The sequence below is a fragment of the Pedobacter miscanthi genome, from assembly GCF_003315595.1.
GTDB classification, from domain to species: Bacteria; Bacteroidota; Bacteroidia; order Sphingobacteriales; family Sphingobacteriaceae; genus Pedobacter; species Pedobacter miscanthi.
Window position 1 is genome coordinate 42,355 of sequence record NZ_QNQU01000014.1, and the last position, 26,448, is coordinate 68,802.

At 38.8% G+C, this 26,448-nt stretch carries 24 protein-coding genes; 13 read left to right on the forward strand and 11 right to left on the reverse strand.

Features of this window, described 5'->3' with window-relative positions; all coding sequences use genetic code 11:
• Nucleotides 1-66: 66 nt before the first annotated feature.
• The 11 genes from DRW42_RS16455 (at nt 67) to DRW42_RS16505 (ending at nt 10,290) form a co-directional block, all read left to right on the forward strand.
• Entirely contained in the window at nt 67-570 is a 504-nt protein-coding gene (locus tag DRW42_RS16455; protein ID WP_113949929.1) for an NADH-quinone oxidoreductase subunit J family protein, read from the forward strand.
• Nucleotides 570-899, forward strand: coding sequence for an NADH-quinone oxidoreductase subunit NuoK (gene nuoK, locus DRW42_RS16460; RefSeq protein WP_055908793.1), 330 nt, complete (start codon nt 570-572; stop codon nt 897-899). Before DRW42_RS16455 ends, nuoK begins: the two co-directional genes overlap by 1 nt.
• Before the next feature lie 19 nt (nt 900-918).
• Nucleotides 919-2,811 carry an NADH-quinone oxidoreductase subunit L gene (nuoL, locus tag DRW42_RS16465; protein ID WP_113950052.1) on the forward strand — a complete coding sequence of 631 codons (1,893 nt, stop codon included), beginning with the start codon at nt 919-921 and terminating at the stop codon, nt 2,809-2,811.
• A 20-nt stretch (nt 2,812-2,831) separates the two neighbouring features.
• On the forward strand, nt 2,832-4,295 hold the full coding sequence (locus DRW42_RS16470) for a complex I subunit 4 family protein (RefSeq protein ID WP_113949930.1): 1,464 nt from the start codon (nt 2,832-2,834) through the stop codon (nt 4,293-4,295).
• A 3-nt stretch (nt 4,296-4,298) separates the two neighbouring features.
• Nucleotides 4,299-5,672 carry an NADH-quinone oxidoreductase subunit N gene (locus DRW42_RS16475; RefSeq protein WP_113949931.1) on the forward strand — a complete coding sequence of 458 codons (1,374 nt, stop codon included), beginning with the start codon at nt 4,299-4,301 and terminating at the stop codon, nt 5,670-5,672.
• 47 nt (nt 5,673-5,719) lie between these two features.
• Complete coding sequence (locus DRW42_RS16480) at nt 5,720-6,379, forward strand: DedA family protein (protein ID WP_113949932.1); 660 nt, start codon at nt 5,720-5,722, stop codon at nt 6,377-6,379.
• 2 nt (nt 6,380-6,381) lie between these two features.
• A complete protein-coding gene (locus DRW42_RS16485) occupies nt 6,382-6,933 on the forward strand; it encodes an inorganic diphosphatase (protein ID WP_113949933.1) in 552 nt (183 codons plus the stop codon).
• A gap of 116 nt (nt 6,934-7,049) precedes the next feature.
• Nucleotides 7,050-8,360 carry a hemolysin family protein gene (locus DRW42_RS16490; RefSeq protein ID WP_482811916.1) on the forward strand — a complete coding sequence of 437 codons (1,311 nt, stop codon included), beginning with the start codon at nt 7,050-7,052 and terminating at the stop codon, nt 8,358-8,360.
• Between the two features lie 8 nt (nt 8,361-8,368).
• Nucleotides 8,369-9,073 (forward strand): 16S rRNA (uracil(1498)-N(3))-methyltransferase, encoded by a 705-nt coding sequence (locus tag DRW42_RS16495; protein WP_113949935.1) that lies wholly within the window; start codon nt 8,369-8,371, stop codon nt 9,071-9,073.
• 128 nt (nt 9,074-9,201) lie between these two features.
• Nucleotides 9,202-9,786 (forward strand): DUF4159 domain-containing protein, encoded by a 585-nt coding sequence (locus tag DRW42_RS16500; RefSeq protein WP_425273478.1) that lies wholly within the window; start codon nt 9,202-9,204, stop codon nt 9,784-9,786.
• A gap of 3 nt (nt 9,787-9,789) precedes the next feature.
• Nucleotides 9,790-10,290: an acyl-CoA carboxylase biotin carboxyl carrier protein subunit gene (locus DRW42_RS16505; protein ID WP_113949937.1), complete on the forward strand. Its 501-nt coding sequence runs from the start codon at nt 9,790-9,792 to the stop codon at nt 10,288-10,290.
• A 191-nt stretch (nt 10,291-10,481) separates the two neighbouring features.
• Here the strand turns inward: DRW42_RS16505 and DRW42_RS16510 are convergent, their stop codons facing one another.
• Entirely contained in the window at nt 10,482-12,167 is a 1,686-nt protein-coding gene (locus tag DRW42_RS16510; RefSeq protein WP_113949938.1) for an SUMF1/EgtB/PvdO family nonheme iron enzyme, read from the reverse strand.
• A 643-nt stretch (nt 12,168-12,810) separates the two neighbouring features.
• On the opposite strand from DRW42_RS16510, the gene porV reads away from it, so the two are divergent.
• Nucleotides 12,811-14,001 carry a type IX secretion system outer membrane channel protein PorV gene (gene porV / locus DRW42_RS16515; RefSeq protein ID WP_113949939.1) on the forward strand — a complete coding sequence of 397 codons (1,191 nt, stop codon included), beginning with the start codon at nt 12,811-12,813 and terminating at the stop codon, nt 13,999-14,001.
• A gap of 48 nt (nt 14,002-14,049) precedes the next feature.
• Nucleotides 14,050-14,529, forward strand: a complete 480-nt coding sequence (gene ispF, locus DRW42_RS16520) for a 2-C-methyl-D-erythritol 2,4-cyclodiphosphate synthase (RefSeq protein ID WP_113949940.1) — start codon at nt 14,050-14,052, stop codon at nt 14,527-14,529.
• Here the strand turns inward: ispF and DRW42_RS16525 are convergent, their stop codons facing one another.
• The 10 genes from DRW42_RS16525 to DRW42_RS16570 form a co-directional block, all read right to left on the reverse strand.
• The gene (locus tag DRW42_RS16525) at nt 14,530-14,988 is read right to left on the reverse strand and encodes a DUF1440 domain-containing protein (RefSeq protein ID WP_113949941.1); all 459 of its coding nucleotides are present in this window, start codon (nt 14,986-14,988) and stop codon (nt 14,530-14,532) included.
• A gap of 404 nt (nt 14,989-15,392) precedes the next feature.
• Nucleotides 15,393-18,797: a trifunctional glycoside hydrolase family 18/polysaccharide deacetylase/glycosyltransferase family 2 protein gene (locus DRW42_RS16530; protein ID WP_113949942.1), complete on the reverse strand. Its 3,405-nt coding sequence runs from the start codon at nt 18,795-18,797 to the stop codon at nt 15,393-15,395.
• A gap of 216 nt (nt 18,798-19,013) precedes the next feature.
• Entirely contained in the window at nt 19,014-19,883 is an 870-nt protein-coding gene (locus DRW42_RS16535) for a pirin family protein (RefSeq protein ID WP_113949943.1), read from the reverse strand.
• 67 nt (nt 19,884-19,950) lie between these two features.
• Nucleotides 19,951-20,481 carry a YceI family protein gene (locus DRW42_RS16540; protein ID WP_113950053.1) on the reverse strand — a complete coding sequence of 177 codons (531 nt, stop codon included), beginning with the start codon at nt 20,479-20,481 and terminating at the stop codon, nt 19,951-19,953.
• 401 nt (nt 20,482-20,882) lie between these two features.
• A complete protein-coding gene (locus tag DRW42_RS16545) occupies nt 20,883-21,470 on the reverse strand; it encodes a Crp/Fnr family transcriptional regulator (protein ID WP_113949944.1) in 588 nt (195 codons plus the stop codon).
• A 12-nt stretch (nt 21,471-21,482) separates the two neighbouring features.
• Complete coding sequence (locus tag DRW42_RS16550) at nt 21,483-21,641, reverse strand: FeoB-associated Cys-rich membrane protein (protein ID WP_082458743.1); 159 nt, start codon at nt 21,639-21,641, stop codon at nt 21,483-21,485.
• A gap of 261 nt (nt 21,642-21,902) precedes the next feature.
• On the reverse strand, nt 21,903-23,090 hold the full coding sequence (locus DRW42_RS16555) for an ATP-grasp domain-containing protein (RefSeq protein WP_113949945.1): 1,188 nt from the start codon (nt 23,088-23,090) through the stop codon (nt 21,903-21,905).
• A 191-nt stretch (nt 23,091-23,281) separates the two neighbouring features.
• A complete protein-coding gene (locus DRW42_RS16560) occupies nt 23,282-24,133 on the reverse strand; it encodes a type 1 glutamine amidotransferase (RefSeq protein ID WP_113949946.1) in 852 nt (283 codons plus the stop codon).
• A 7-nt stretch (nt 24,134-24,140) separates the two neighbouring features.
• The gene (locus DRW42_RS16565; protein WP_113949947.1) at nt 24,141-25,241 is read right to left on the reverse strand and encodes a carboxylate-amine ligase; all 1,101 of its coding nucleotides are present in this window, start codon (nt 25,239-25,241) and stop codon (nt 24,141-24,143) included.
• A 29-nt stretch (nt 25,242-25,270) separates the two neighbouring features.
• Nucleotides 25,271-26,326: an ATP-grasp domain-containing protein gene (locus DRW42_RS16570; protein WP_113949948.1), complete on the reverse strand. Its 1,056-nt coding sequence runs from the start codon at nt 26,324-26,326 to the stop codon at nt 25,271-25,273.
• Nucleotides 26,327-26,448: the final 122 nt, after the last annotated feature.

Consider the following 26,448-nt stretch of genomic DNA (forward strand, 5'->3'; position numbering starts at 1 on the left):
CATCTCTTAAGCAAGACCCTGAAATAAATTCAGGGTGACGAAACAAATAAAACAAATAACAAATTAATGAGTACACAAGTATTCTATTTCGTAGCCACATTAAGTATCATCTTTTCGCTGATGGTGATTTTTGCAAAAAATCCGATCCATAGCGTATTATACTTAATCCTTACCTTTTTCACCTTCACAGTTCACTATGTGCTGTTAAATGCACAATTTTTGGCAGTGGTAAACTTTATTGTTTACATGGGGGCAATTATGGTACTCTTTCTTTTTGTACTGATGTTACTTAACCTGAACAAAGATACCGAGCCAAGTAAGTCGCCGCTGATCAAAATTGTAGGGGTAATTGCAGGCTGCTGTTTAGTGGTAACTTTAATTGGTTCATTAAAATCGGCAAGTATTAACAGTCCGTTGGTTTTGAAAAACCAGGGATTAGGATTGGTAGAAAATTTAGGGAAAGAGCTGTTTGGCCCATTCTTATTACCGTTCGAATTATCATCTCTGTTACTGTTGGCAGCAATGGTTGGAGCCGTTTTATTATCTAAAAGAGATGAGGTAGAAGCATAATGGAAAATTTAACATCACAACTTCAGGGCGTTCCGCTAAACCACTACATCTATTTAAGTGCCATCATTTTTTCTATTGGCGTAATTGGTGTACTTACCCGCAGAAATGCCATCGTAATTTTCATGTCGGTTGAGCTGATGCTTAATGCCGTTAATTTACTTTTAACCGCTTTTTCGGTTCATAGCAACGATCCATCCGGACAGGTTTTCGTATTCTTCATTATGGCTCTGGCAGCTGCAGAGGTTGCAGTAGGATTAGCCATCATCGTAATGGTTTACCGCAATACGAAATCGATAGATATTAATGTTTTAAATCGCCTTAAGTGGTAAATATATAATAAGAATGACAATAGAACAATTGATTTGGTTGGTTCCGTTACTTCCTTTTTTAGGGTTTGTAATCAATGGACTAGGCAGAAACTCTTTATCTAAAGGACTTGTTGGTATTATCGGAAGCGGGGTTATCCTGGCATCCTTCGTTATCAGCGTAGTTATTTTCTTTAGTTTACAAGGCGACACACAAAAATCTCACGAAGTATTTTTATTCGATTGGATCAGTGCAGGTACATTGCATATCCCGTTATCTTTCCTGGTAGATCCTTTAAGCTCAATTATGCTGCTGATCATTACCGGAATTGGTTTCCTGATCCATTTATATTCTACCAGTTATATGCACGATGATGCCGGCTTTGGTAAGTTTTTCGCTTACCTAAACCTGTTTGTATTTTTTATGCTTTTATTGGTATTGGGTTCCAACTATATCGTGATGTTTATCGGTTGGGAAGGTGTAGGTTTATGCTCATACCTGTTAATCGGTTTCTGGTTTACCAACAGTGCTTATGCATCAGCTGCTAAAAAAGCTTTTGTAATGAACCGTATCGGCGATTTAGGCTTTTTATTAGGCGTATTTTTAATCTTCAATACTTTTGGAAGTGTTGAGTTTGCTAAAATTTTCCCTCAGGCTGCCAGCGGTAGCACAGATACCTTGGTTTTAATTACCATTTTATTGTTTATCGGTGCCTGTGGTAAATCGGCGCAATTGCCATTATTTACCTGGTTGCCTGATGCGATGGCCGGACCAACACCTGTTTCAGCTTTAATCCATGCTGCAACCATGGTAACTGCCGGTATTTATATGATTGCCCGTTCGAGCGTTCTATTTGATCTTGCACCACTTACCCAGCACATCATTGCTATTGTTGGTGCCGCAACTGCTTTGGTAGCAGCAATTATTGCCTTAACCCAAACTGATATTAAAAAAGTACTGGCTTATTCAACCGTATCTCAATTGGGATATATGTTTTTAGGCTTAGGCGTTGGTGCTTATACAGGTTCGTTCTTCCACGTATTAACCCACGCATTCTTTAAAGCATTATTATTCCTGGGTGCCGGTTCGGTTATCCATGCCATGCACCACGAGCAGGATATGCGCCACATGGGGGGATTAAGAAAAAAACTTCCTATCACTTTCTTAACCATGATGATCGGTACCATTGCAATTGCAGGTTTACCACCATTCTCTGGTTTCTTCTCTAAAGACGAAATTTTGGCACATGCTTTCCAAGCTAGTCCGATTTTATGGGGAGTTGGGGTATTAACTGCATTCTTAACCGCATTTTATATGTTCAGGATGATGTTCTTAACTTTCTCTGGTAAATACCGAGGCACACATCATGAAGAAAGCCATGTACACGAATCGCCAACAGCGATGACATTACCTTTAATCATTTTAGCTATCCTTGCTGCAATTGGTGGCGCAATTAATTTCCCTCATATTTTCGGTGGAAACGAATGGTTGGCACATTGGTTGGCTGGTGCAGGTGTTTCGCAACAGCACGAACTGGAATTGAATCATTCAACTGAAATAGGTTTAATGGCAATATCTGTAACTGCCGCTGTAGCAGCCTTATTTTATGCTTACGGCAGATATGTAAGAGGAGGACGCATTCCCGTTGCTGATGAAGCACCACGTTCGCCATTGGCAAAATTATCATACAACAAATTTTATCTGGATGAGATCTATGATTTCATCATCACAAAACCTTTGGATGCACTTTCGAAATTCTTTTACAGGATTATCGACAATAAATTTATTGATGGAATTGTGAATGGATTAGGATGGAGCACAAACGAAGCCAGTAAAGGGATCCGTTTGTTACAGAGTGGAAACGTAGGTTTCTACATATTTATGATGGTATTCGGTATCGTCGCATTGCTATTATATACATTTTTATACATATAAAAAGGGTTCAAAATTAAATAATGGAACAACTTTTACTACTTATATTTTTACCGCTTGTAGGTGCAATTATTACTGCATTTGCTGGTAAGTCGGCTAAAATCGTTTCTACTGTATTTTCGGTGGTTTCTTTGGTGCTGGCTTTGGTTATCGCCTGTAATTTCATTCCAAATGCAAGTACCCAGTTTGAGGTTAATTTACCATGGATTGCTGATTTAGGCATCAATTTCCATGCGGGTATCGATGGCATTAGCTTATTGGTGGTGTTACTTACCAATTTACTCGTACCGGTTATCATTTTATCGAGCTTCAATCACGAGTATAAAAATCCGGCTGCATTTTATGCCTTGATTTTATTTATGCAAACGGGTTTATTATTGGTATTTACCGCATTAGATGCTTTCTTATTCTACATCGGATGGGAAGCTGCATTAATACCAATTTACTTTATCTGTGCCATTTGGGGAGGAAAAGACCGTATCCGTATTAACATGAAGTTTTTTGTGTATACCATTGCAGGTTCTTTATTTATGTTGATGGGCATTATTTACCTGTATCTTCAAAATCCTGCACATAATTTCGATATCCAGGCATTTTATGCTTTAAATTTAGATAGTGCACAACAGGGATGGATTTTTTGGGCTTTCTTTATTGCTTTTGCCATTAAAATGCCAATTTTCCCTTTCCACACCTGGCAACCTGATACGTATACAGCTGCTCCTACACAGGGAACAATGCTGTTATCAGGTATTATGCTAAAAATGGGTATTTACGGAGTAATCAGATGGTTATTGCCAATTGTTCCATTTGGCGTTCGCGATTGGGGACAGGTAGCCATTGTCTTATCTATTATCGGTATTGTTTATGCCTCGCTGATTGCTTTTACGCAGAAAGATGCCAAGCGTTTAGTGGCTTATTCGTCTATCGCCCACGTTGGATTAATTGCTGCAGGTATCTTTGCATTTAACCAACAGGGCATGCAGGGTGCCATGGTTCAGATGTTAAGTCATGGTATAAACGTAGTAGGTTTGTTTTTCGTCCTCGATATTATTTTTAATAGGTTAAAAACAAACAAAATTGAAGAGTTAGGCGGAATTGCCAAAGTTGCACCACAATTAGCGATTACTTTCCTGATTATTGTTTTAGGAACGGTGGCTTTACCAGGAACAAACGGATTTATCGGCGAATTTTTATTGCTGATGGGCGTTTACAATTACGGTATCTGGGCAGCTGCCATTGCAGGTTTAACCATCATTTTCGGAGCGGTTTACATGTTGCGCATGTACCAGAATGTAATGCTTGGCCAAACCAATAGTTTAACCATCACTTTCACCGACATTAAAGGAACCGAAAAATTGGTTCTTTATACCATCTGTGCATTAATTATTGTTCTGGGTGTTTACCCGAAACCGGTTTTGCACTTAACAGAGGCATCTGTACAACATTTATTAGAACAGGTAAATCAAAAATTAAACACAGTAAATTAAGCAATGAATATTATTATAACCATTAGTATAACAGCTTTTATAGTGCTTTATGCAGGTTTGTTTAAGGCAAATAAAGCATTACTACCACTTACCGTTGTTGGCTTACTTACTGCATTAGGATTTACTTTCTGTGCGTGGAACGGCAATGCTGTTCATTTCGGGATGATGCAGACCGATAACTTTGCACTTGCTTTTTCTGGCGTTTGCATTGTGGGTACACTTTTAATCTTTTTATTAACACAAAATTATTTTCACGCTAAAAGCGATAACGTAGCCGAATATTATACCCTGATCCTTTTCGCACTAGCCGGGATGATCATGATGGTATCATATAAAAACATGGCCATGCTGTTTGTAGGCCTGGAAATCATGTCGGTAAGTTTATACATCCTTGCGGGTATCCGTAAAAAGGATTTTGCCTCAAACGAAGCTTCGTTAAAGTATTTCCTGATGGGTGCTTTTTCAACAGGCTTTTTATTGTTCGGTATTACTTTAATTTATGGTGCTACAGGTTCATTCGATTTAGATAAAATCCAGGCTTATCTGGTTAACAATACCACATCAGTTTCGCCGATATTTTATCCGGGTGTAATCCTGATGATGATCGGCTTATGTTTTAAAGTTGGTGCTGCTCCTTTCCACTTCTGGACGCCAGATGTATACGAAGGTTCACCATCTTTAATCACCACTTTTATGAGTACCGTGGTTAAAACAGCGGGTTTTGCTGCTTTTTTAAGGTTGTTTAGCGGTGCATTTGCACCCCTTCACGATTTCTGGGTTGCACCTTTAACTGTTATTGTTTGCTTAACCTTATTTATTGGTAACGTAACTGCCCTGTTCCAAAAGAACTTTAAACGCATGTTGGCCTACTCCAGTATTTCGCATGCGGGTTACTTGTTATTTTCGCTGATTGTACTAACTAAAAACTCTGGCAGCAATGTATTGGTGTATGCAGCAGCTTATACTTTTGCATCAATCATCGCCTTTGCGGTATTAATCCTGGTTAAACAAAAAACCGGTAGTGATAGCTTCGAGAGTTTTAATGGCTTGGGTAAGAAAAATCCTTTGGTAGCCTTATCTCTAACCGTTGCCATGCTTTCTTTAGCCGGTATTCCTTTAACTGCTGGTTTTATCGGAAAATACCTGATGTTCCTGAACGTAATGACAGAATATAAGTCGCTATTGGTTGGCTTTGCCATTTTAAATGCACTGGTTGGTTTCTATTATTACTTTAAGGTAATTGTTGCCGTATGGTTTAAAGATGGCGCAGAAACAGAGCTTTCTGCTCCTGCGCAATATAAAATTGTGCTATTGGTATCAGTAGTTATCACACTTATTTTAGGTATTTACCCTGCAATTATTTTAAACCTGATATAGGTATGCTGTTGTTTAATAATTATTTGTAGTTTTACGAATAATTGAATATGCACGATTTTTGGAATAACCTGCATCAACTACTTGACCCCGAGAAATTATTGAGGGAGGGCGGTTTCTATCTCGTCATATTTGTTATCTATGCAGAAACGGGCCTTTTTTTCGGGTTCTTTCTCCCTGGTGATTATCTGTTGTTTTTAGCCGGAATGTTTGTGGCAACCGGTAAACTGGATGTAAATATTGCCCTCCTTTTAGCCGGACTTTGTGTTGCGGCAATTTCGGGTAATTTTACGGGCTATTGGTTTGGTAGAAGAACAGGCCCCTTATTGTATACCAGAAAAGACAGTTTCTTTTTTAAGAAACGTTATTTAAAAGCCGCAGAAGATTATTATAACAAACAGGGAGCTTTCGCATTAATTATGGGACGCTTTGTACCTATTGTTAGAACTTTTGCACCGATTTTTGCTGGAGTAGTAAAACTGGAGTTTAAAAAGTTCGCCTTGTACAATATTGTTGGCGGTGTGCTTTGGATCTGCTCCTTAACTTTACTTGGCTACTTTTTGGGCAGAAGATTCGAAAAAGAAATAAACGATTATTTATTATATATTATTATTGGCTTTATCCTTATTACAACTATACCATTATTAATTACCTTTGTAAAAAGAAAAGTAGTGAGTGGTACCGAAGAGGATAAAACAGATTTAAATTAAAAATGGCAAAAGAAGAAACCCACGCGTGGCATAGCGTATCCCCTGGAAAAAACGTTCCGGAAATTGTTAACGCAATTATTGAAATTCCAAAAGGTTCAAAAGCAAAATACGAAATAGATAAAGAATCAGGCCTGATTAAATTGGATAGGGTTCTTTTTTCATCAGTAATGTACCCAGCTAATTATGGTTTTATTCCGCAAACTTATTGCGATGATAAAGATCCGTTAGATATTTTAGTACTTTGTTCGGTTGATGTATATCCAATGACATTGATCGAGGCTAAGGTAGTAGGTGTAATGCACATGGTTGATAACGGAGAGCAGGATGATAAAATTATCGCTGTTGCCGCTCACGATATGTCGGTAAACTACATCAATGATTTAGACGAATTACCTCCGCACCAAATGAAAGAGATTGTTCGTTTCTTTCAGGATTATAAAGCCCTGGAGGATAAAAATGTAACCATCGAACATTTATTGGGTGTTCGTTATGCACATAAGGTAATTAAAGAAAGTATAGAACTTTATAACACAACATTTAGAGAATTAGCTTAATGGATTTACCCACGGTCTGTTTGTTTTTAAATTCAGCATTAAGTACAATATTGCCTCCAGCAAATGTAGTTTTGGTAGCCTTACAGGAACCAGATACAGGATCGGTTGGCTGGCGTTTGTTCTTCGCCTTATTTTTGGTACTGTTAAATGGTTTTTTTGTGGCAGCAGAGTTTGCCATCGTAAAAGTCCGCGCATCACAAATAGAAATTAAAGCAAAATCGGGCAGCAGGGTAGGTAAAATGGCTAAAACCATTATCCATAATCTCGACGGTTATTTAGCGGCAACGCAATTAGGTATAACGCTTGCATCACTTGGCTTAGGTTGGGTTGGTGAAGGCGTTATGCATACTATCTTTAAAAATCTTTTTGATAGTTTGCACTGGGGACTGAGTGATGCAAGTATCCACACGGCATCAACCATTGTAGCTTTCTCTCTAATCACCATCATGCACATTGTATTTGGCGAACTGGCTCCAAAATCATTCGCTATACAAAGACCAGTGGCTACAACACTTTTCGTGTCTGTGCCGCTGCAATTGTTTTATGTGGTTTTCCGTCCATTCATCTGGACACTTAACAGTCTTGCCTCCATCATCCTAAAACCTTTTGGTATTGATACTTCTGCAGGGCACGAATCGATCCACAGTACCGAAGAATTACAATACCTGCTTGATCAGGGTAAAGAAAGCGGTGCATTGGATAACAATGAGCACGAACTGATTAAAAACGTATTCGATTTTAACGAACGTGTGGTGAAAAATATCATGGTACCGAGAACGAAGATCTCCGGTATCGAATTAACTTCTCCAAAAGAAGAAGTAATTGATACCATTATCAAAGAAGGCTATTCGCGTTTACCGGTTTACGATGATGTAATGGATAAAATTGTGGGTATTATCCATGCAAAAGATATCCTGCCATTAGTGGCTGCCGGCAATCAAACCTGGACCGTTAATGATATTATCCGTAAACCATATTTCGTAACAGAAACCAAAAAGATCAATGATCTGATGAGCGAACTGCAAAGTAACCGCATACAGATTGCCATTGTTTTGGATGAGTTTGGTGGTACGGCCGGTATGGTTACATTAGAAGATATTGTTGAAGAACTGGTTGGCGAAATCCAGGATGAATATGATGAAGAAAAACCATTGGTAGAAAAAGTTTCGGATAATGAGTTTATCGTAAATGCATTTGCAACGGTTTATGATGTAAATGAGCATTTACCACACGATTTACCCGAAGATGAAGATTTTGACACTGTAGGTGGTTTGGTTTCACACATTTTTGAGCGTATCCCCGAAGTTGGCGAAAGCAACGAATCGTACGGTTACCTGTTTACCATTCTTAAAAAAACAGAGCAGAATATCGAAACCATCAAATTAGAGCTAGTCATAAATAAAGAAGATATGGTTGATAATCACTAATTTCAACGATGCATATTTTTTATACGCCAGATATCACCCAGAATACTTACACCCTTAACGAAGAAGAGAGTAAACATTGCGTTAGGGTACTACGCGTTGCAGTGGGCTCGGTTGTTAACCTGGTTGATGGAAAAGGTGGGTTTTATACCGCCGAAATTACTTCCGATAATCCGAAAAAAGTTTCGTTATCTATATTAAATGTAGAAAAGGAGTTTCATAAAAGGAACCATTACCTGCATATAGCCGTTGCCCCAACTAAAAATATCGATCGCATCGAATGGTTTTTAGAAAAAGCAACCGAACTGGGCATTGATGAAATTACACCCATTATTACCGATCGGTCAGAACGTAGGATCGTTAAGGAAGACCGTCTGAACAAAGTAATCACTTCTGCCGTAAAACAATCCATCAAAGCATACCATCCCAAATTAAACGATGCCATTTCTTTTAACGATTTTTTAAAAGAACCTTTTGAAGGAGAGCAACTGATTGCCCATTGTATCGATAACGGAGAAAAGCAATATATATCGAAATTGGTAGCTCCGCATCAAAAATATCTCATACTGATTGGTCCCGAAGGAGATTTCACACCAGAAGAAGTGAATTTAGCTTTGAACAAAGGCTTTAAAGCACTAACTTTAGGTGATAACAGGTTACGCACCGAAACGGCTGCATTGGCTGTTTGTTTTGAAATCAATTACCTTAACCGATAGTAAGTTTGAAGTTTTCAATTCCCAGTTTTCAGTTTTCAAAAACGATAAAGCTTTTTATGTTAGGCTTTGGCCTTTCAGCTTTCAGCTTTTTGCTCTTTTCTTTTAGCGCTTTTCCACCTACCTATCGGATGGCAAAATTAAAGTACAGCGGTGGGGGCGATTGGTATGCCGACCGCACGGCGTTGCCCAACTTAATTTCTTATTGTAATACTAATCTTAAAACTAATTTTTATCCCGAAGAAAGCATTGTTGAAGTGGGTTCGAAAGAAATTTTTAACTACCCCTTTATTTATATGACAGGGCATGGAAACGTAGTATTCAGCGATCAGGAAGTGAAAAATCTGAGGCAATACCTGGCCGGTGGCGGCTTTCTGCACATTGATGATAACTACGGACTGGATAAGTTTATCAGGCCGCAGATGAAAAAAGTATTTCCTGAATTAAGTTTTGTAGAATTACCGGCCAACCATGCCATATATAACCAGAAATTTAAATTTCCTGCAGGTTTGCCAAAAATCCACGAGCATGATAATAAACGTCCGCAGGGATTTGCCCTGATTTATAAAGGCCGGGTGGTTTGTTATTATACTTATGAATGCGATTTAGGGAACGGCTGGGAAGACTTTGGTACCTATCCTGAAGATACACAGGAAACGCGGACCAAAGCGCTTAAAATGGGCGCAAACCTGGTTCAATTTGCCTTAACTCAATAAGCCATGCATAAAGTAAAAGTAAACGATCAGTTTTTATTCGAAATAGAAGATAAAGATTCAGTTCTTTTGGTAAACGGAAATCCGGTTCAGGTTGATCTGAGCAAAATTGGCAACAATAGCACGCATGTTTTATATCAGAATAATTCTTTTAATACCGAGCTTATTGAGCTTAACAAAGCTGATAAAACCTGCAAAATAAAAGTTAACGGGAACATTTACCAGATTAGTGTAGAAGATCAGTTTGATACGCTATTAAAACAACTGGGGCTGGATAATTTAGCTGCGAATAAAGTTTCTGAAATTAAAGCCCCAATGCCTGGCCTGGTATTGAAAGTGCTGGTTGAAGAAAATGCCGAAGTGAAGAAAGGGGATAATCTGCTTATCCTCGAAGCCATGAAAATGGAGAACATCTTAAAATCATCAACCGATGGGGTAATTAAAAAAATATTGGTTAAACAGGGAGATAAAGTAGAGAAGAACCAGATATTGGTGCAGTTTAAGTAGAGTTTGCTTTACGATACGTCGTTGCGAAGGCTAAATCGCCCGCGATTCGTCATCTCGAGCGAAGTGTAACGTAGCCGAGAGATCTGTCTTAAGATAGATTTCTCCACTTCACTGCGTTCCGTTCTAGATGATGAATTTTGTTTAATACAACGCATAAAAAAAGGTCCCGAAGTTATCGGGACCTTTTTAATTTATTTGCCTCTGCTAACCCTGTAAGGTTTCTGCGGTGGATTTTTAAAACTTCTTTTACCTGCAGTACTAATCTCCGGAGCGCCAAGCATCGTCATAGCACAACGGAAACCAACTTCTGCCGATGATTCATCCTGTTGCATAAAGCGGCGTGTTGCCGGGTTTAACCAGTAAGCCATGTCATTCCACGAACCGCCTTTATAAACCCTCGATTTATCGTTTACCAGGGTTACACCTTCTTCATTAAGTAAAAGCTTCTGGTTATCGCGGTAACCCCTCTGATCGGCCTGGTAACTTGTAGAAGCCGTTGCAGTTACAGCCTGCGGATCAGTGGATTTAGAAATCGAATCAGCACGTTTTGCCTGCGCCTGTTTTTCAGCCCAGGTTTGTTTTCTTCCTGAATAAGCATTTTCTTTAAGCGGGTTGCCATACTTATCAAGCGCTATCTTTCCGTTCTGCGAGTCTTCTAATTTTTTGTTGGTAAAATAGTTACCACGGTAAGGGTTAAATGCATCAGCATCGGTAAATGTACCTGTTCTGTAAACATCATTAACCCATTCGTTAACGTTTCCGGCCATGTTGTATAATCCGAAATCGTTTGGTGTGTACTGGATTACCGGTACGGTTAAATCTCCTTTATCATTCAATGAACCGCCAACACCCATATAATCACCAGGCGCACGTTTAAAGTTGGCCTGAATCATACCCCTGGTTTTCTTTTTGGCTGAACTCACACCCAAACCATTCCACGGATAGATTTTATTCTGGTTAATGTTCTCGTATTCTGTATTACCGATCAAACCTAAAGCTGCATATTCCCATTCAGCTTCTGTAGGCAAGCGATATGGCTGCATAATTACACCATCTTCTAATGTTGCAGTTCTTCTTGGCTGGCCATTTTTACCGGTACTGGCTGTTGCTGCTCCGGCAGTAGTTGTAGCGGCACCCGATTTGGTATTATAATCAACAGGCGCATTTTTACCTTTATCATCATACTGCCCGTTCAAATAAGCATCAGTATTAAATGGATTAGTTGGCTTTGGTGCTGCAGCTGTAGCATTATTGTTATTGGCTTTTCCATTACCAGCCAATGTTTTATAATCTGTTAAAATGCCTTTTTCGCGTAAAATAAATTCGTTGGCTCTCGATGTTCTCCACTCGCAATAACGCGAAGCCTGTTCCCAAGAAACACCTACAACCGGATAATCGCGGTAGGCCGGGTGGCGAAGGTAGTTATCTACGTAAGGCTCGTTATAAGATAAGGCACGGCGCCATACTAGTGTATCAGGAAGTTCATTGTAATAATACTCGCGGTCTTCAGGGAAGTTGTACCTGATCCAGTGTAAATATTCCAACCAATCCGTGTTCGAAACTTCAGTTTCGTCCATGTAAAAAGAAGGAACGGTAACCTGTCTTTTGTAATTGTAAATGTTTGGCTCAACACCCGGTACCTCAATGGCGCTGCCACCTACAACCAACACCCCACCCTCAATCGGGATCAAACCTGGTCCTGGTGCCCTTTTGTATTGAGTGGCTACAGCAAATGCACCAGACTGGTTATTTTTACTTTTCCTATCTGCATAAGGAATACCTGTTTTGCTCGAACTGTTCCCACCTTTTGAGCTACAACTCGAAAGCAGGGCGGCCAATGATAAACAGGTAAAAGAATATAGTAATAGTTTTTTCATATAATACGTTGGGAAAATTGACCTATAGGCAATTCAGACGATAAAATTAAACAAATTTTAAATGAATATATAAATTATGTGACAATAAAATACCGATTATATTTTTAACCCATAACGTATTATTTTATGGCGTATTGTGTCTGTTTCTATTTTAAACGAAATTTTAGCTAAATAATTATAAATAAGCTAAATAAAATGGTTTTTTATTATTGTTGAGTATAGTTTTTGGCTTTCTGTTAGGATTAAAGAAATAAATTATATAGCCTGCTTTTTGTTCACTGATAACCTGCTGAATCGAATGCACCTTAACATTTCTACATCATTTGAAGCTAAAATATATGTTTACCCGTAATTTTTGTTGTTTCAGATCAAGTATAGACCGGATTTGCCACTCAAAATTGACTGTTAGCCGGTTTAAATTAAAATTATAACCATACCCAGGTGAATATAAAAATTTTCTAATATATTGTTGTACAGTATTTTGTGTTTTTGCTTGTCACACCCCCGTGTAAAAATAGTAGCTTTAATTAGTAAATAATCATAGAATTCGTAATTTGGTGAAATATAAGTTTTGGTTTTGCGTTACAGTATATATTCTGATTTATGCTTAATACCGAAATCTAAAATTACGTACCTTTAAAGGATGAATTTCAAGTACATTAGTAAACTTGCTTTTTCTGCACTCTCAATGGCCTTGGTATTTGGTAAAACAAATGCACAGGTAACCATAGGTAATACCCAGACAAACGGTAGCGAGTCAAATAATATTATAACGGCAGTTCCGTTTCTGCTTATTACGCCTGATGCCCGTGCCGGAGCCATGGGTGATGCTGGTGTGGCCGTTGCAGGAGATGTAAATTCAGCCAGTATAAATGCTTCGAAACTTGCTTTTTTAGATAAACCTTATGGATTTTCTGTTTCTTACAGTCCGTGGTTAAAAAATCTTGTGCCTGATATCAACCTTGCTTACTTAAGCGGTTTTTATAGATTAGACGACCGCAATACCATTGGCGCCTCATTAAGATATTTTTCGCTTGGTTCTATCCAGCTAACCGATATCAATCAGCAGGATCTTGGTATTTCTAACCCAAATGAGCTGGCCTTTGATGTTTCTTTTGCCCGTAATTTTGGCGAAGAATTTTCTTTGGGAACTTCTTTAAGGTACATCAACTCAAATCTGGTTTCAGGGCAGTTCTCATCATCCGGGCAGGTACATAGCGGAAACGCGGTAGCTGTTGATGTTTCTGGATTATATAAAACTTCTACAACACTTTTTGGCAAACAGGCCGTGCTTTCTGCAGGAGCAAATATCTCGAACATCGGAACGAAAATGAGCTATTCTGATGGTGGACAGAATTTTTTCTTGCCTACCAATTTTAAGCTCGGTGGTGCGTCTACCATTACTGTAGATGATTTCAGTACCATCACCTTTGCACTTGATTTTAATAAACTTTTGGTGCCAACCCAGCCGATATACGACTCTAACAATAACATTGTAAGTGGAAAAGATCCTAACCGTTCGGTACCTGCCGGAATTTTTGGTTCATTTAGTGATGCGCCCGGAGGCTTTAAAGAAGAACTAAAGGAGGTTGGCATTTCAACAGGCCTGGAATACTGGTACAATCAGCAGTTTGCCGTAAGGGCTGGTTACAATTACCAAAGCCCGATGAAGGGCGATAGCCGCTATTTTACATTAGGCCTGGGTTTAAAATACAACGTTTTTAATATCGATTTCTCCTATTTAATTGCAAATGCGCAAACAAGTCCGCTTGCAAATACCCTACGTTTTGGTCTATTGTTTAACTTTGGCGAAAAAAGGATCGTTAAAAAGTAATTCAGCTGTATTAACTGATTAGCGTGTTCACAATTAATCAAAATTTCCATGAAAATTAGAGTAGGCTTTGGATTCGACGTTCATCAGTTAAAAGATCAGCATCCATTTGTAGTTGGTGGGGTTACATTAGATCATCACAAAGGCGCCTATGGCCATTCTGATGCCGATGTTTTGCTTCACGCCATTTGTGATGCACTTTTAGGTGCGGCAAATTTACGCGATATTGGTTTCCACTTTAAAAATACCGACGACCGTTGGAAAGGCATCAGTAGCTTGATTTTATTGCAGGAAACCGTTAAGCTGTTGACCGAAAAAGGTTGGCAGGTAGGAAATATTGATGCTATGCTTTGCCTTGAAGCACCTAAAATTAATCCACATATTCCTGCCATGCAGCAGCATATCGCCGATGCAATTGGCATTTCTACCGAAGATATTTCGATCAAGGCAACCACCAACGAGCAGATGGGCTTTATTGGCAGGGAAGAAGGCGTTGTTGCTTATGCCGTTTGTTTAATCGAAAAGGCTTAATTAATTTTTGCGGGCCGTTAAATAAGAAATCGGCAAACCAATACAGAAAATCAGGATTACAGCATTCAAAATGGCCTTTTCGGCATGAAACGGCGCATGTGGTATTTTGGTGAGCGGAACAATTATTAAGTTCATAACTGCCCAAACAAGTAAACCATAAATAATACCTGGTAGTATAAAATGCCTTTTAAGTAAAGTTATTTTTGTAGCCGCAAACGTATAAAATAGGGTAAAGCTAAAAGCAATGAAATAATGTAACGCTAAGCCTATAAGTGCTGTTTTAATTCCTCCTGAAAAAGCATCTTTCCCCAAAATGGCACTCGCGATATATTGGAATACACCAGTAAAGTTCATTTTAGCCAGGAATATCACTGCTGCTAAACCATCTAAAGTACTGGCAATGAGGGCGATCAATAACACCTTTTTAATTGAAAATGATGTTTGATTAGAATTTTCCATTAACAATAATAAATATTTTTAAAGTACTTAGTATTAATTGTTTATGTTTTTATTCGTTATAACCAGAGAAGTCAGGTTTTAAAACTTGACTTCTTTGTTATATACCTTTTTTTAGAAAAGCAAGTGCAGTGGTCTTAGGATTGTTCAGTCCTGCTTTACGCTGCTGCCGATGAAAAATCGGCATTCGCTCCAATCAGGTTTATGTGGCAGGGATAGGGATGTTGTTAACGTTTTTAATACCAAACGTTCCTACGGAACGTTGCGCAAATAACAAAATGTTATTTGCTACCCACGAAACGTCCCTACGGGACGATTTAGGATTATTTTTCCTGGCCGTCCCATCGGGACAATTCATGAGTAAAAAAGAAGTCAAGTTTATTAAAACTTGACTTCTCTTAAGACTTTTAATTCGTTTGCTCTTTTACATTACCGGTTCTTTTCAAGGTGCCCCATGTTTCCAGTTCACCCTTTATTGCTTTCCTGAACGAACGGAACAATACTACATACATTAATTGTCTCCAAAAAAAGCGCTGAGGGAAAATGTAAAGCAGGTTGGTGTATTTTTCTTTTTCCATCCGGAAGGCAATAGCCGCAAAAAACATATCCACTACAATGAAGATAATATAATAAAATAACACCTGACCAAAACCGTTATGCAAGCTTAAAATGCCTGAAAAACCGGTTAATGTTAAATTATTGATGGCACTCAGTGAAAATAAGCCACTGATTAACGAAATCAGCATAAAAAGATCGGCCAATGGAGAAAATAATGGTAAAATGATCTGATAAATCAGGATGTTCGGCATTCCTACCATTCCAAAATAACCATATTTTTTATTCAGCAAGGTTTTTCTGTTTTTCCAGAAGCTCTGCATTACACCAAAACTCCAGCGGAAACGTTGTTTCAACAACATATTTACCGTTTCAGGGGCCTCCGTGTAAGCAATTGCACTATCGCAGTTTTTAACTTTATACCCTGCTTTTAAAATACGCATGGTTAAATCGCAGTCTTCGGCAAGTGTATCAACAGTAAAGCCGCCAACTTCGAGGATTACGCTTTTTCTGAATGCACCTATTGCCCCGGGAACAACGGTAATGGTATTCAACAGGTCAAAAGCACGCCTGTCCATATTTTGAGCCGTAATGTACTCTATAGACTGCCATTTGGTGATGATATTGTGAGCATTCCCAACTTTTACGGTTCCGGCTACGGCAGCAATTTTTTCGCTGTAGAAATAACGCATCAACTCGGTAACCGCGTCATTTTTTAGCTGGGTATCGGCATCGATGCAGATTACAAAATCGGAAGAAGCTTTTGCAATCCCGTAATTTAATGCAGATGCTTTACCCCCATTTTCTTTTCTGAAAACCTTTACCTGCGGATGGTTGCCAAAATGTTGGTTAATAATTTCGAAGGTTTTATCTTTCGATCCATCATCAACAAAAATCAGTTCGAAATTGGGATAGGTGGTTTTTAAAAGGCTGTTAATCGTATGTACCGCAGTAATTTCTTCGTTATAAGCAGGGATAATAATGCTCACTTTTTCAGATGGCTGGGCAATTAGTTTACCTACATTGCGTTTTGCTCTTTTTCGCTGTCTGATGGCCAGATAAGCAATAAAAATAGTCCTTAAAATGGCCAGTACAATTGCTACAGAAAAGATGATGTTTAAGATCATATTTCCGTAGTAAAAGAAATTGATGAAAAAATAATCCCCCGAACCAGAAAAGCCGCTGTTGGCAGTTGATTTAACGGCGGGCATTAACTCAGATCTTTTTTTGCCCATTAAATCGCCAACGGTAGTAAAAGTATAACCTTTAGCTTTAAAGAATTTGATAATTCTGGGTAAAGCGGCAACTGTAGCTTCGCGGTTACCACCTGCATCGTGCAATAAAAGGATATTTCCGTTGTCCTGTTGTTTTACCACCTCATTAAAAATCTGGTCGGCGGTTTTTCCGGGCTCCCAATCTTCAGGATCGATGTATTCTCCAATGTTGATATAATTTTCTTTACGGCTTTGTGCAACCGGTAAAATTTCTGAAATATTCTGTGGTTCGGCATCAGCATTAAATGGCGCACGGAACAAAATGGTACTGTGGCCGGTAACCGCTTCGATTAAGCGGCGGGTAGCATTCAGCTCAAACTGTACACGCCTTGGGCCGATGGCCGACATATCCGGGTGGAAAAAGGTATGGTTGCCGATTTCGTAGCCATCATTATATTCCTGCCTCAAAAGTTCCATGTTTTTTTCGGCCATAATGCCCACCACAAAGAAACAGCCTGGTACTTTTTCCTGTTTTAAAATATTTAATACCTGCGGAGTATAAACAGGATCTGGCCCGTCATCAAAGGTTAAGGCGATTTTTTTATCAGCCTCACCAAATCTTTTAATTACATATTGTTCAGGTAACCTGATATATTTTTGGTCGGCAATAGAAAAATCATCTTTATTCAAGGTAAATTTTACACTACCGGGAGTTGGTGTAGAAATTAAATCCAATATTTCGCCGTCGCCCAGGTAAGAAATGCCTCCCATGTTGAGTGAAGCTATTTTACGCAGATCGAAAGGTTTTTTCTTTAAGGTATCGAGGCTAAGATCGTTGGAAATGAAAGACCATAAACGTTTATCTTCCGAACCTAAACGCCACAGCGCTATACCGGCAATATTCCAGTCATCGGCCTTACGGATAAGGTTAAAATAGGTTGCTGCATCGGTAAAATAAACTTCGTGATTAATGCCACTGCCATCTTTATAGCTGTAATTTAAATTGGCAGAAGCAGGATTATAATTGATTTTGCTTTTGTAATTAACAGCAGTGGTCATGGCCTGTTCGTATGTAATCGGTTGACCAACGCTTTTGTTTGGCCAATCGTAGCCATAACAGGCCAGGGCCAAAATTACTTTATCAGCATCTACTTTGCTGCAGATATCGTCGAGTTTTTCTTCAACCCATTCCTGGTGCGAAATATCACCAGCATTACTTTGATCGGTATGTTGATCATAAGCCATCAAAACGATATAATCGTTGTAATTTTGAAGTATTTCTGGTTTATAATCGTCATTTTCAGGTGAAATATCCTGCGAAACAATCAGTTTTTCGGCATGAAACTGACTGTACAAATTTTTCATGAAAGCATTAAAACTATCGCTGTTTTCGAGATTAAGCTCTTCAAAATCGATATTTATACCACAGTAACCATATTTTTTAGTGATCGCGATCAGATCATAAATTAATTTTTGCTGTGCAGGTAAATTATTTAGCAAGCGCCTTACCGCTGCACCATCCCAATGGTCTTTATTATAGTTGGAAACTACAGCAATGGCTGATTTTTTTCCTGCATGAATAACATTTAGTGCTGCAGTATCAACTTTGTTTACAATTGAATCGCCATTTAAAAAGAACGATTCGGTAGCTACCATATCTAAATGGCTGATGTTGCGCTTTAAATCCGATATAGATGATTCTTTACTTGCAGCCCAGCTTACATAAAAAGCCATATTAATCCGTTTGCTGTTACCGCGGTGGGTTAGAATGCGGTGCTCACGGTCTTTTTTGATTTTCTGAAGTTGCGATTTTTGAATAGCGAAATCTTTGTACTGCTGAGATTTTTTTAACTTATTCAGCTGTTTTTGGGTTAAAGGGGAATTCGTATCAATAAATGGTAAATTGGGTGCCTGTACCGACGATAGGGTATACACTACGCAAATGATAGCGCCAATGAAAACTAAAAAGAAAGTGCGGCTAACCCATGTAAAAGTATTCCAGCGTCTTTTAGTCTCAGTTTGAAATATTTGTTTTCCGGACATTTTTCTATTCTGATTTATAATCAAAAGTCACTAACTAATATGAAGATTGAATGAATGATGAAAAGAAGCGGCTGGGATGAGTGATCGTTAGTTTATCCTAATATACTGTTTTTACGGCTCTGTTTCTAAACAGGTATAAAAAAGCCGGCAGATTTTATAAAAATGCCGGCTCTAATAATTTAAATTGAAACAAGTTCAGCAGGATGTTTGCTGTAATTATTCCTCTAAATAACCAAATCTCCCCTGATTATAATCTTCTATTGCCTGACGGATTTCGGCCTCAGTATTCATCAAAAACGGACCATATTGAACAATTGGCTCATTAATAGGTTCTCCGCTTAAAATTAGGATCACACTGTTTTCTAGTGCCTCTAATTTAATTTCTTCGCCTTTATTTTCAAAGTAAATAAAGTTATCGGCTGCTATGTTTTCGGAACCATTAACCTTAACCGAGCCTTCAATCACCATAAATCCGGTATTAAAATTTTCTGGAAAATTAAAAGTGGCCTCCCCACCTTTATTCAATCGTGCATTATACAGCTCAATAGGAGTAAAAGTTGTAGCATTGCCTTTTATGCCATTATAATTGCCCGCGATGATTTCAATCTTCCCTTTATTTTCAGGCAAATCAAAATGAGCCATATCGGCCTGTTTAATGGTCTGGTATTTTGGCCGGCACATTTTATTTGCTGCCGGAAGATTTACCCATAGCTGTACCATTTGAAAAGGTCCGCCAGTTAGGCTATAATTTTCTTCGTGGTATTCTTTGTGCAATACACCACCTGCCGCGGTCATCCACTGTACATCGCCCGGATAGATTACACCACTGTTTCCTGAACTATCGTGATGCGCAACGGCACCATGATAGGCAATGGTTACAGTTTCGAAACCCCGGTGCGGATGTACACCAACACCCCGGGGTTTTTTGCGTGCCGAAAACTCGATTTTTGAACCATAATCCAATAAGAAAAATGGACTCATATCGATTTCGTAGCCGCCTGGGAAAAAATTGTGTACCCTAAAACCATCGCCAACCATGTGCGGCGCAGGTGCTTTAAGTACGTTTTTTATTTGTTTTGTTTCCATTATCGGAACCTTTCGTTATGCGTTTGGCGTTTGGCGGGAATTACGCTGCTCGCCAAACGCCTATCGCTTATACATTTTTTACAAACTGCAATTCGCCTAAAATGCGAACTTCTTCACTTACCATTACACCACCGGTTTCTAAAGCAGCATTCCAGGTTAAACCAAATTCAGAACGGTTGATTTTTCCGCTTAAGGTAAAGCCAGCTTTGGTATTTCCCCATGGATCGGTAGCAATACCACCAAATTCAGCTGTTAATTTTACCGGTTTGGTTTCGCCTTTAATGGTTAAATCACCTTTAACAATATAATCACCACCGTCTTTTTCTACTGAACTGGATTTAAATTCGATGTGGGCAAATTTTTCTGCATCAAAGAAATCTCCGCTTTTTAAGTGGTTATCACGATCGGTATTTCCGGTATCAATCGAACCAATATCGCCTTTGAAAGAAATTTCTGCATTTTCGAATTCGTCACCTTCAGATGTTAATTCTGCAGAGAAAGATTTTAAACTACCGGTTACAGTAGTAATCATCAAGTGTTTTACTTTAAATTGTAATTCGCTGTGGGTTGGATCTAATGTCCATTTTGTAGTTGCCATATCTTTTGTTTTTTTGAGATGTTTAATATTTACAACACAAAAGTACAGCGCAGGTTTAAAGTTGGGATTGATGTATGGTAAGTAATTGATTGAATGATTGAAGGAATGAATGATTGAAGAAATGAATGAAGGATTGAATGAAAGAAGGATAGATTGATTAAATGTTGAAAACCATTCGTTCAATAAAAATTCAATCATTAATTTGTTTTAAGGTTGGAAGGTTAAACTTCGCAGGCCCATTCATTCATTCAAAACTCACACATTCGTTAATTTGTTGTAATGTTGAAAGGTTAGAGGTTGTAAAGTTGAAATGTTAGGTTTAATTAAAACATTCACTCATTCAAAATTATTTACTCATTCAAAATTCTATCATTCAAAATTCACTCATTCAAAAATTAAACTTATGGCCTAAAATGTTTATTCGCCAATTCTTTTCTCACGCGGCTTAATGATTCAGGAGTAATACCCAGGTAAGAAGCAATCATCCATTGAGGTACGCGGAGGGTAAGGTTAGGATAAAGTTTGATGAAATCGAGGTAGCGTTCTTCGGCGGTTGCACTTAAAAGCATGTTGATCCTTTTTTGCATAAAGCGGATAGAATTGTGCAGCATGGTTACATTTAAGGCCAGTAAACAGGGCACTTTACGAGAAGCCTCACTCATAAAATTATCAGGAACAATAACAGCTTCTGTTGCTTCTATAGCTTCGATAAAAAAATCGGAAGGTTCATTGTGCATCTGGTTACGATCGGAAACGAACCAGTTTTCGGGTGCAAACTGAATAATATGTTCTTTGCCTTTCGAATCGATGGAGTAAGACCTTAATAAACCTTTGCCTACAAAAAAGCCATACTTTAAGATGTCGCCTTTATATTGTATGATTTCGTTTTTTTCGAATTTCTTGACTTTTAAGGGGCTGGAAATACTATCGAACTGCTCATCAGTTAATTCTATTTTTGATTGAAAGTATTCTTTAAACTGATGGATCATAAAAATGGGACGTTATTTTTTTACGGGCTTAATATCGGAAAAATCTACACCACATTTGCAATTTCCGCCGCATCCATCTTTTTTTACCTGTAAAGATTTAAAAACCAAACGGCCAACATATACCAATGCTACCGCAAAAAGTAAAAAGACTAAAATCGTTTGAATATCCATAACACAAATATAAGGGCTTTTAGTGCTTTGGTGTTCAGTTGAATGTAAATATATTGCTTGTTTTCACCACAGAGGACACTAAGTTTACATCAAGGACACGGAGCAGTTTTCTGTGCTATCCGTGTCTCCGTGGCAGAATGAATATTAATAACATTGGCGCTTCCACTATTTTTTATTTTTTGCCACGGATTCACCGAAAACACGGAAAAATTATTTCTCTGTGTCTTTTCTCTGTGTGCTCTGTGGTTAAGAAAAGGAGAATCACTCCTCCATAAATCCAACTGTGCCCCCAACCCAATCGAAATCGGCATTATAACGGACACCGATCATTTTACCCCTGCTTAACCTGGCGAGGTTTATGCAGAGTTGAGGCTCGCCGCCATCGGGCCATAAATACATCATCCTGATTTCTGCTTTTACGCCACCATCAGGAGCTTCAACAGCAGGTTCGTAGTTTACTTTACGTTGCAAAATCCAGTTTTCGGGATCTTTTATACTGGTAATGTCTGTTTCAGTTACATCGATAATCACCCCCATGCCCGCAAAAGAAAACAATGGCTTTAGTACATAATTTTCTAAATCGGCTGGAATGGCTTTTACTTCGTTCAGGAAGCGTGTTTCGGGTACAAATTCACTTTTCAAAAAAGGCATGGTATACTTGCTGATCCGGTAGAACCAGTTAGGGTGCGTTACCCATTCGATATCCAACTCTTCACGCGGATCGAAACTATTTTTAAAAATTTCGGTATTATCGGCAACTTCATCAAAAATTAAACGGTTATAAATCCTTTTTAAGCGGATCTGCTTACCATTATCTTCGTAAAATAACTGTTTGCCTACTTTTTTGATATCTTCTAATGCCAGAATCTTGATGCCCAGTAATTTCTGGGTGACGAAAAAATCGATAGCCGTTTTTTGATTTGGTGCATCTACATCCATCAATGCTACTTCTTCAGGCCGATGTTTGCCAATAATTACTTCTTTAAGTAACTCAACGTATTTTTCTTCGTTAAAGCCATTTAAAAAATAATTGACCGAATCATCTATTTCGAAACTTGCTTTAAATGTTTTGGCCAGATGGTGCTGAAAGCCGTATAATGACGGGAAACCCTGCATTTCTATCAGCATTGGCATAAGTTCGCCATTTTTGTTTTTGCAGATCCCGAAATCGAAAGTTAAAAAGTGTGGCTGTTCGTTTTCGTTTGGTACATTCCAATCGGTCGGGATTGCTTTTTGCGTAAGTGCTTTAAAATTGGGTTGTTTAATCAGATTGATAATTTCTTCGCCTGCAGCAATCAGTTTTTCCTTTAATGCCTTTGGAACAAAAATCGGAGTTTCTGCAACACGGAAAGGAATTTCAGGATAGCCTAAAACAAGTTGAGTTAAAAAAGCCTGATACTTTTCAGTAGTAAACTGCTGGTTGTATTTTTTGCGCTGTACAGGTATCATAGTTGTATTTAGTTTACAATTTATTAGTCAAAACAGAACCGTCATTTCGACCGTAGTGGAGAAATCTATTGATAATTATCATAAAGTTGTTTAATGGATTTCTCCGTTCCACTGTGCTCCAGTCGAAATGACGAGACAAGTTGAGGCCGAAATGACAAGTTGGTGAAAGAAAGATTGCTTCGCCCAATCGCTCAATCTACTTCTTCTGTTCGCAATGACGATTTTTGGAGGTTCCCGATTGCTTTTTGTAAAAAATTAGGCAAAATAATGCTTTGTGTAAGTACAATCCTTGCCGGATCATCCAAACTGTTCAGCATATCGAGGTATTTCTGTTCCCCATGCATATCAACAATCGCTTTTTTCTTTTCCTCCTGTAATAAATACATTTTCATACCTACGGGATCGGCCTCGGGGTGAAACTGTGTACCAATAATTTCGTGAGAAAAGCGGATCGACATCATGCAGCGTTCCAAATCAACATGTTTGCGTTCTTTTTCGATGGCTAAAAGTTTAGCACCTTTTTTTTCAAAAGCTTCAAAATCGGGTTCAATCACCTGCCAGTCGCGGCTATCAACAGAAAAAAATGGATTGGTGATGCCATTAAAAATTTCATCTTTTTCTCCATCGTCGGTCAGCGTAATGGGGAAAATCCCAAAAGCATTAGATCTCCTCTCGGTTACATTGCCCAATTCGTATTTCCTACAAGCCAATTGGAAGGAATGACAGATTAAAAAAGCATATTTTTTTCTGTCCTCATTTTCCCGGTTAAAAGCTTCAATCTGATCGAGCAGGTTAAAGAAATCATTTTCCCATTTCTCGCCTTTGCTTTCAATCGGGCTCCCCGGACCGCCGCTCGAAATATAGGCATCATATTCAATGCCCGGTATTTCGCCTTTCTGCCTTAAATCAAAAATATCAAAGCTTAAACCAATATGGTTTTCGTTTTTAAAACGGGATAAAATCTCCTGAATACCCCGCATGCCCTGATTAGGTGCGCCATTATTCATATCAATAACAGCCACCTTTAAGCTTCTTTTATCCATTGTAAAATTACTTTGCGCCTATAAGTGTTTGGGTGGTAATGTAATCTACCACGGCCTCAAAGTTACCAGTTTGCTGGTAAACAGCCAACTGCCTGTCGGCACCAGTACCATGCTCGAGGATTTTATGCACGTAACTGATATCCTCACGGCAACCTAAATCATCCACCACATCATCTACAAAATCTAATAATTCTAGCACGAGGTTGCGGCAGTTTACTTCCATCTCTTTACCAAAATCGATCAAATTACCATCAATACCATAACGTGCAGCACGCCATTTATTTTCGTTGATTAATGCCCTGGAGTAACTGATAAACTCCATATTCTGCAACCGAAGTTTATACAATTTGGCACATAATGCTTGAAATAGTGCTGTAAAAGCCATGGTTTCATCAATCAACATGGGGCAATCGCATATCCTGAATTCAACAGTATCAAAAAACGGATGTACACGGATATCCCACCAGATTTTTTTGGCATTATCCATGCAGTTGGTTTTAATCAGCAGTTTTACATAATTGTCGTAGTCTTCTATGCTGTTAAAAATATCGGGGATACCGGTACGCGGAAATTTATCAAATATTTTAGTCCTGAATGATTTATAACCTGTGTTTCTGCCTTCCCAGAAAGGCGAATTGGTTGACAGGGCAAAAACGTGGGGTAAAAAATACCTCACCTGGTTGGCGATATGGATAGCCAACTCGCGCGACTGAAAACCTACATGTACATGTAAGCCGAAAATGAGGTTTGAGCGGGCGGCTTCCTGCAGTTCGTTAACAATTTCGTTGTACCGGGGATGTTCGGTAATCAGCTGTTTTTCCCAGTGCGAAAATGGGTGTGTGCCTGCAGCACCAATCCTCAAGCCCTGTTCTCCGGCAAGCTGCGAAACGGTGTAACGCAGCTGCGAAATTTCTTTGCGGGCTTCGGTGGTGGTTTTGCAGATGCCGGTACCAACCTCTACCACGGCCTGGTGCATTTCTGCCTTTACCTGGTCTTTATGTATTTTTTGTGCGGCCTCTACAATTTTTTGGTCATGCGAAGTAAGTTCTCTGGTAACGGGATCAATTACCATGTACTCTTCTTCAATGCCCAGCGTAAACTCGTTCATGTTAATATTGATTAGAATTTAAATCCCAATTATTTTTTTGGTGCTGCTTTTTTAGGTTTTGCAGGTGCTTTTTCTGTTTCGGTGGCTTTCTTCGGCGCGGCAGTTTTAGCTACTTTGGGCGCCGCTTTTGCAATTAAAGGTTTACCACCAACAGAAGCTTTAATGTATTCGCCCCAGGTTAAATTATCCTGCCCGTCTTTTTGTGCTCTCGCCCTTTCGATGGCATAATTTGCTGTGGTTTCTACTACCCAGTCAAAATTTTCCTGCCCAACGCTTTTAATATCGGCATCTGGAGCAGGGTTACAAAAATCAATCGCAATAGGAACGCCATTACGTACGGCGAATTCGACGGTATTAAAATCGTAACCTAAATACTGGCATAATTTAAGGGTGTATTCTTCTACTGTTTTAAGCAATTTCGGATCAGGCGATTTTCCCTCCGTTGCATAACGCAAATGGTGCGGGTTGCGCGGATCGTACTGCATAATGCGAACATGTTTGCCGCCAATACAATAACACCTGAAATATTCTTCAAAAATGATTTCTTCCTGTAAAAGCATTACCAGTTGCTGTGTGCCGCTGTGTTTATCAAAAAAGTCTTCTTTATTGTGTAATTTATAAACATCTCTCCAGCCGCCACCGTCATAAGGTTTCATATAGGCCGGAAAACCCACATATTCGAAAATGGCATCCCAATTTAACGGCATTTCGAGGTTAGAGAACGATTCGGACGTGGTTCCTGTAGGGTGTTCTCTCGAAGGAATTAATGCTGTTTTAGGTACGGGTACACCAATCTGTTCGGCCAGTGCATTATTGAAAAACTTTTCATCGGCACTCCACCAAAATGGATTGTTAATTACGGCGGTTCCGGTAATGGCAGCATTTTTTAACGATGCGCGGTAGAAAGGCACATCCTGTGAAATCCGGTCGATAATTACCGAATAACCCAAAGGTGCATTCTGAAATATTTTGTCGATTTTAACAGCTTCGGCAGTAATGCCTTTTTCTGCTTTCTGGTTGATCCTTTCAATTACGGCTTCAGGAAAAGAACGCTCCTGCCCGAATAAAATCCCTATTTTTTTCATTGGTATAATTAAGTTTAATGGTTTAACCCAATATGGTTAATTGTTTAACTGGTTAATCTGTTAATTGTTTGAGTGATACGATTTAATCGACTTTAGACTTAGGACTCGGGACTAAGGACTAA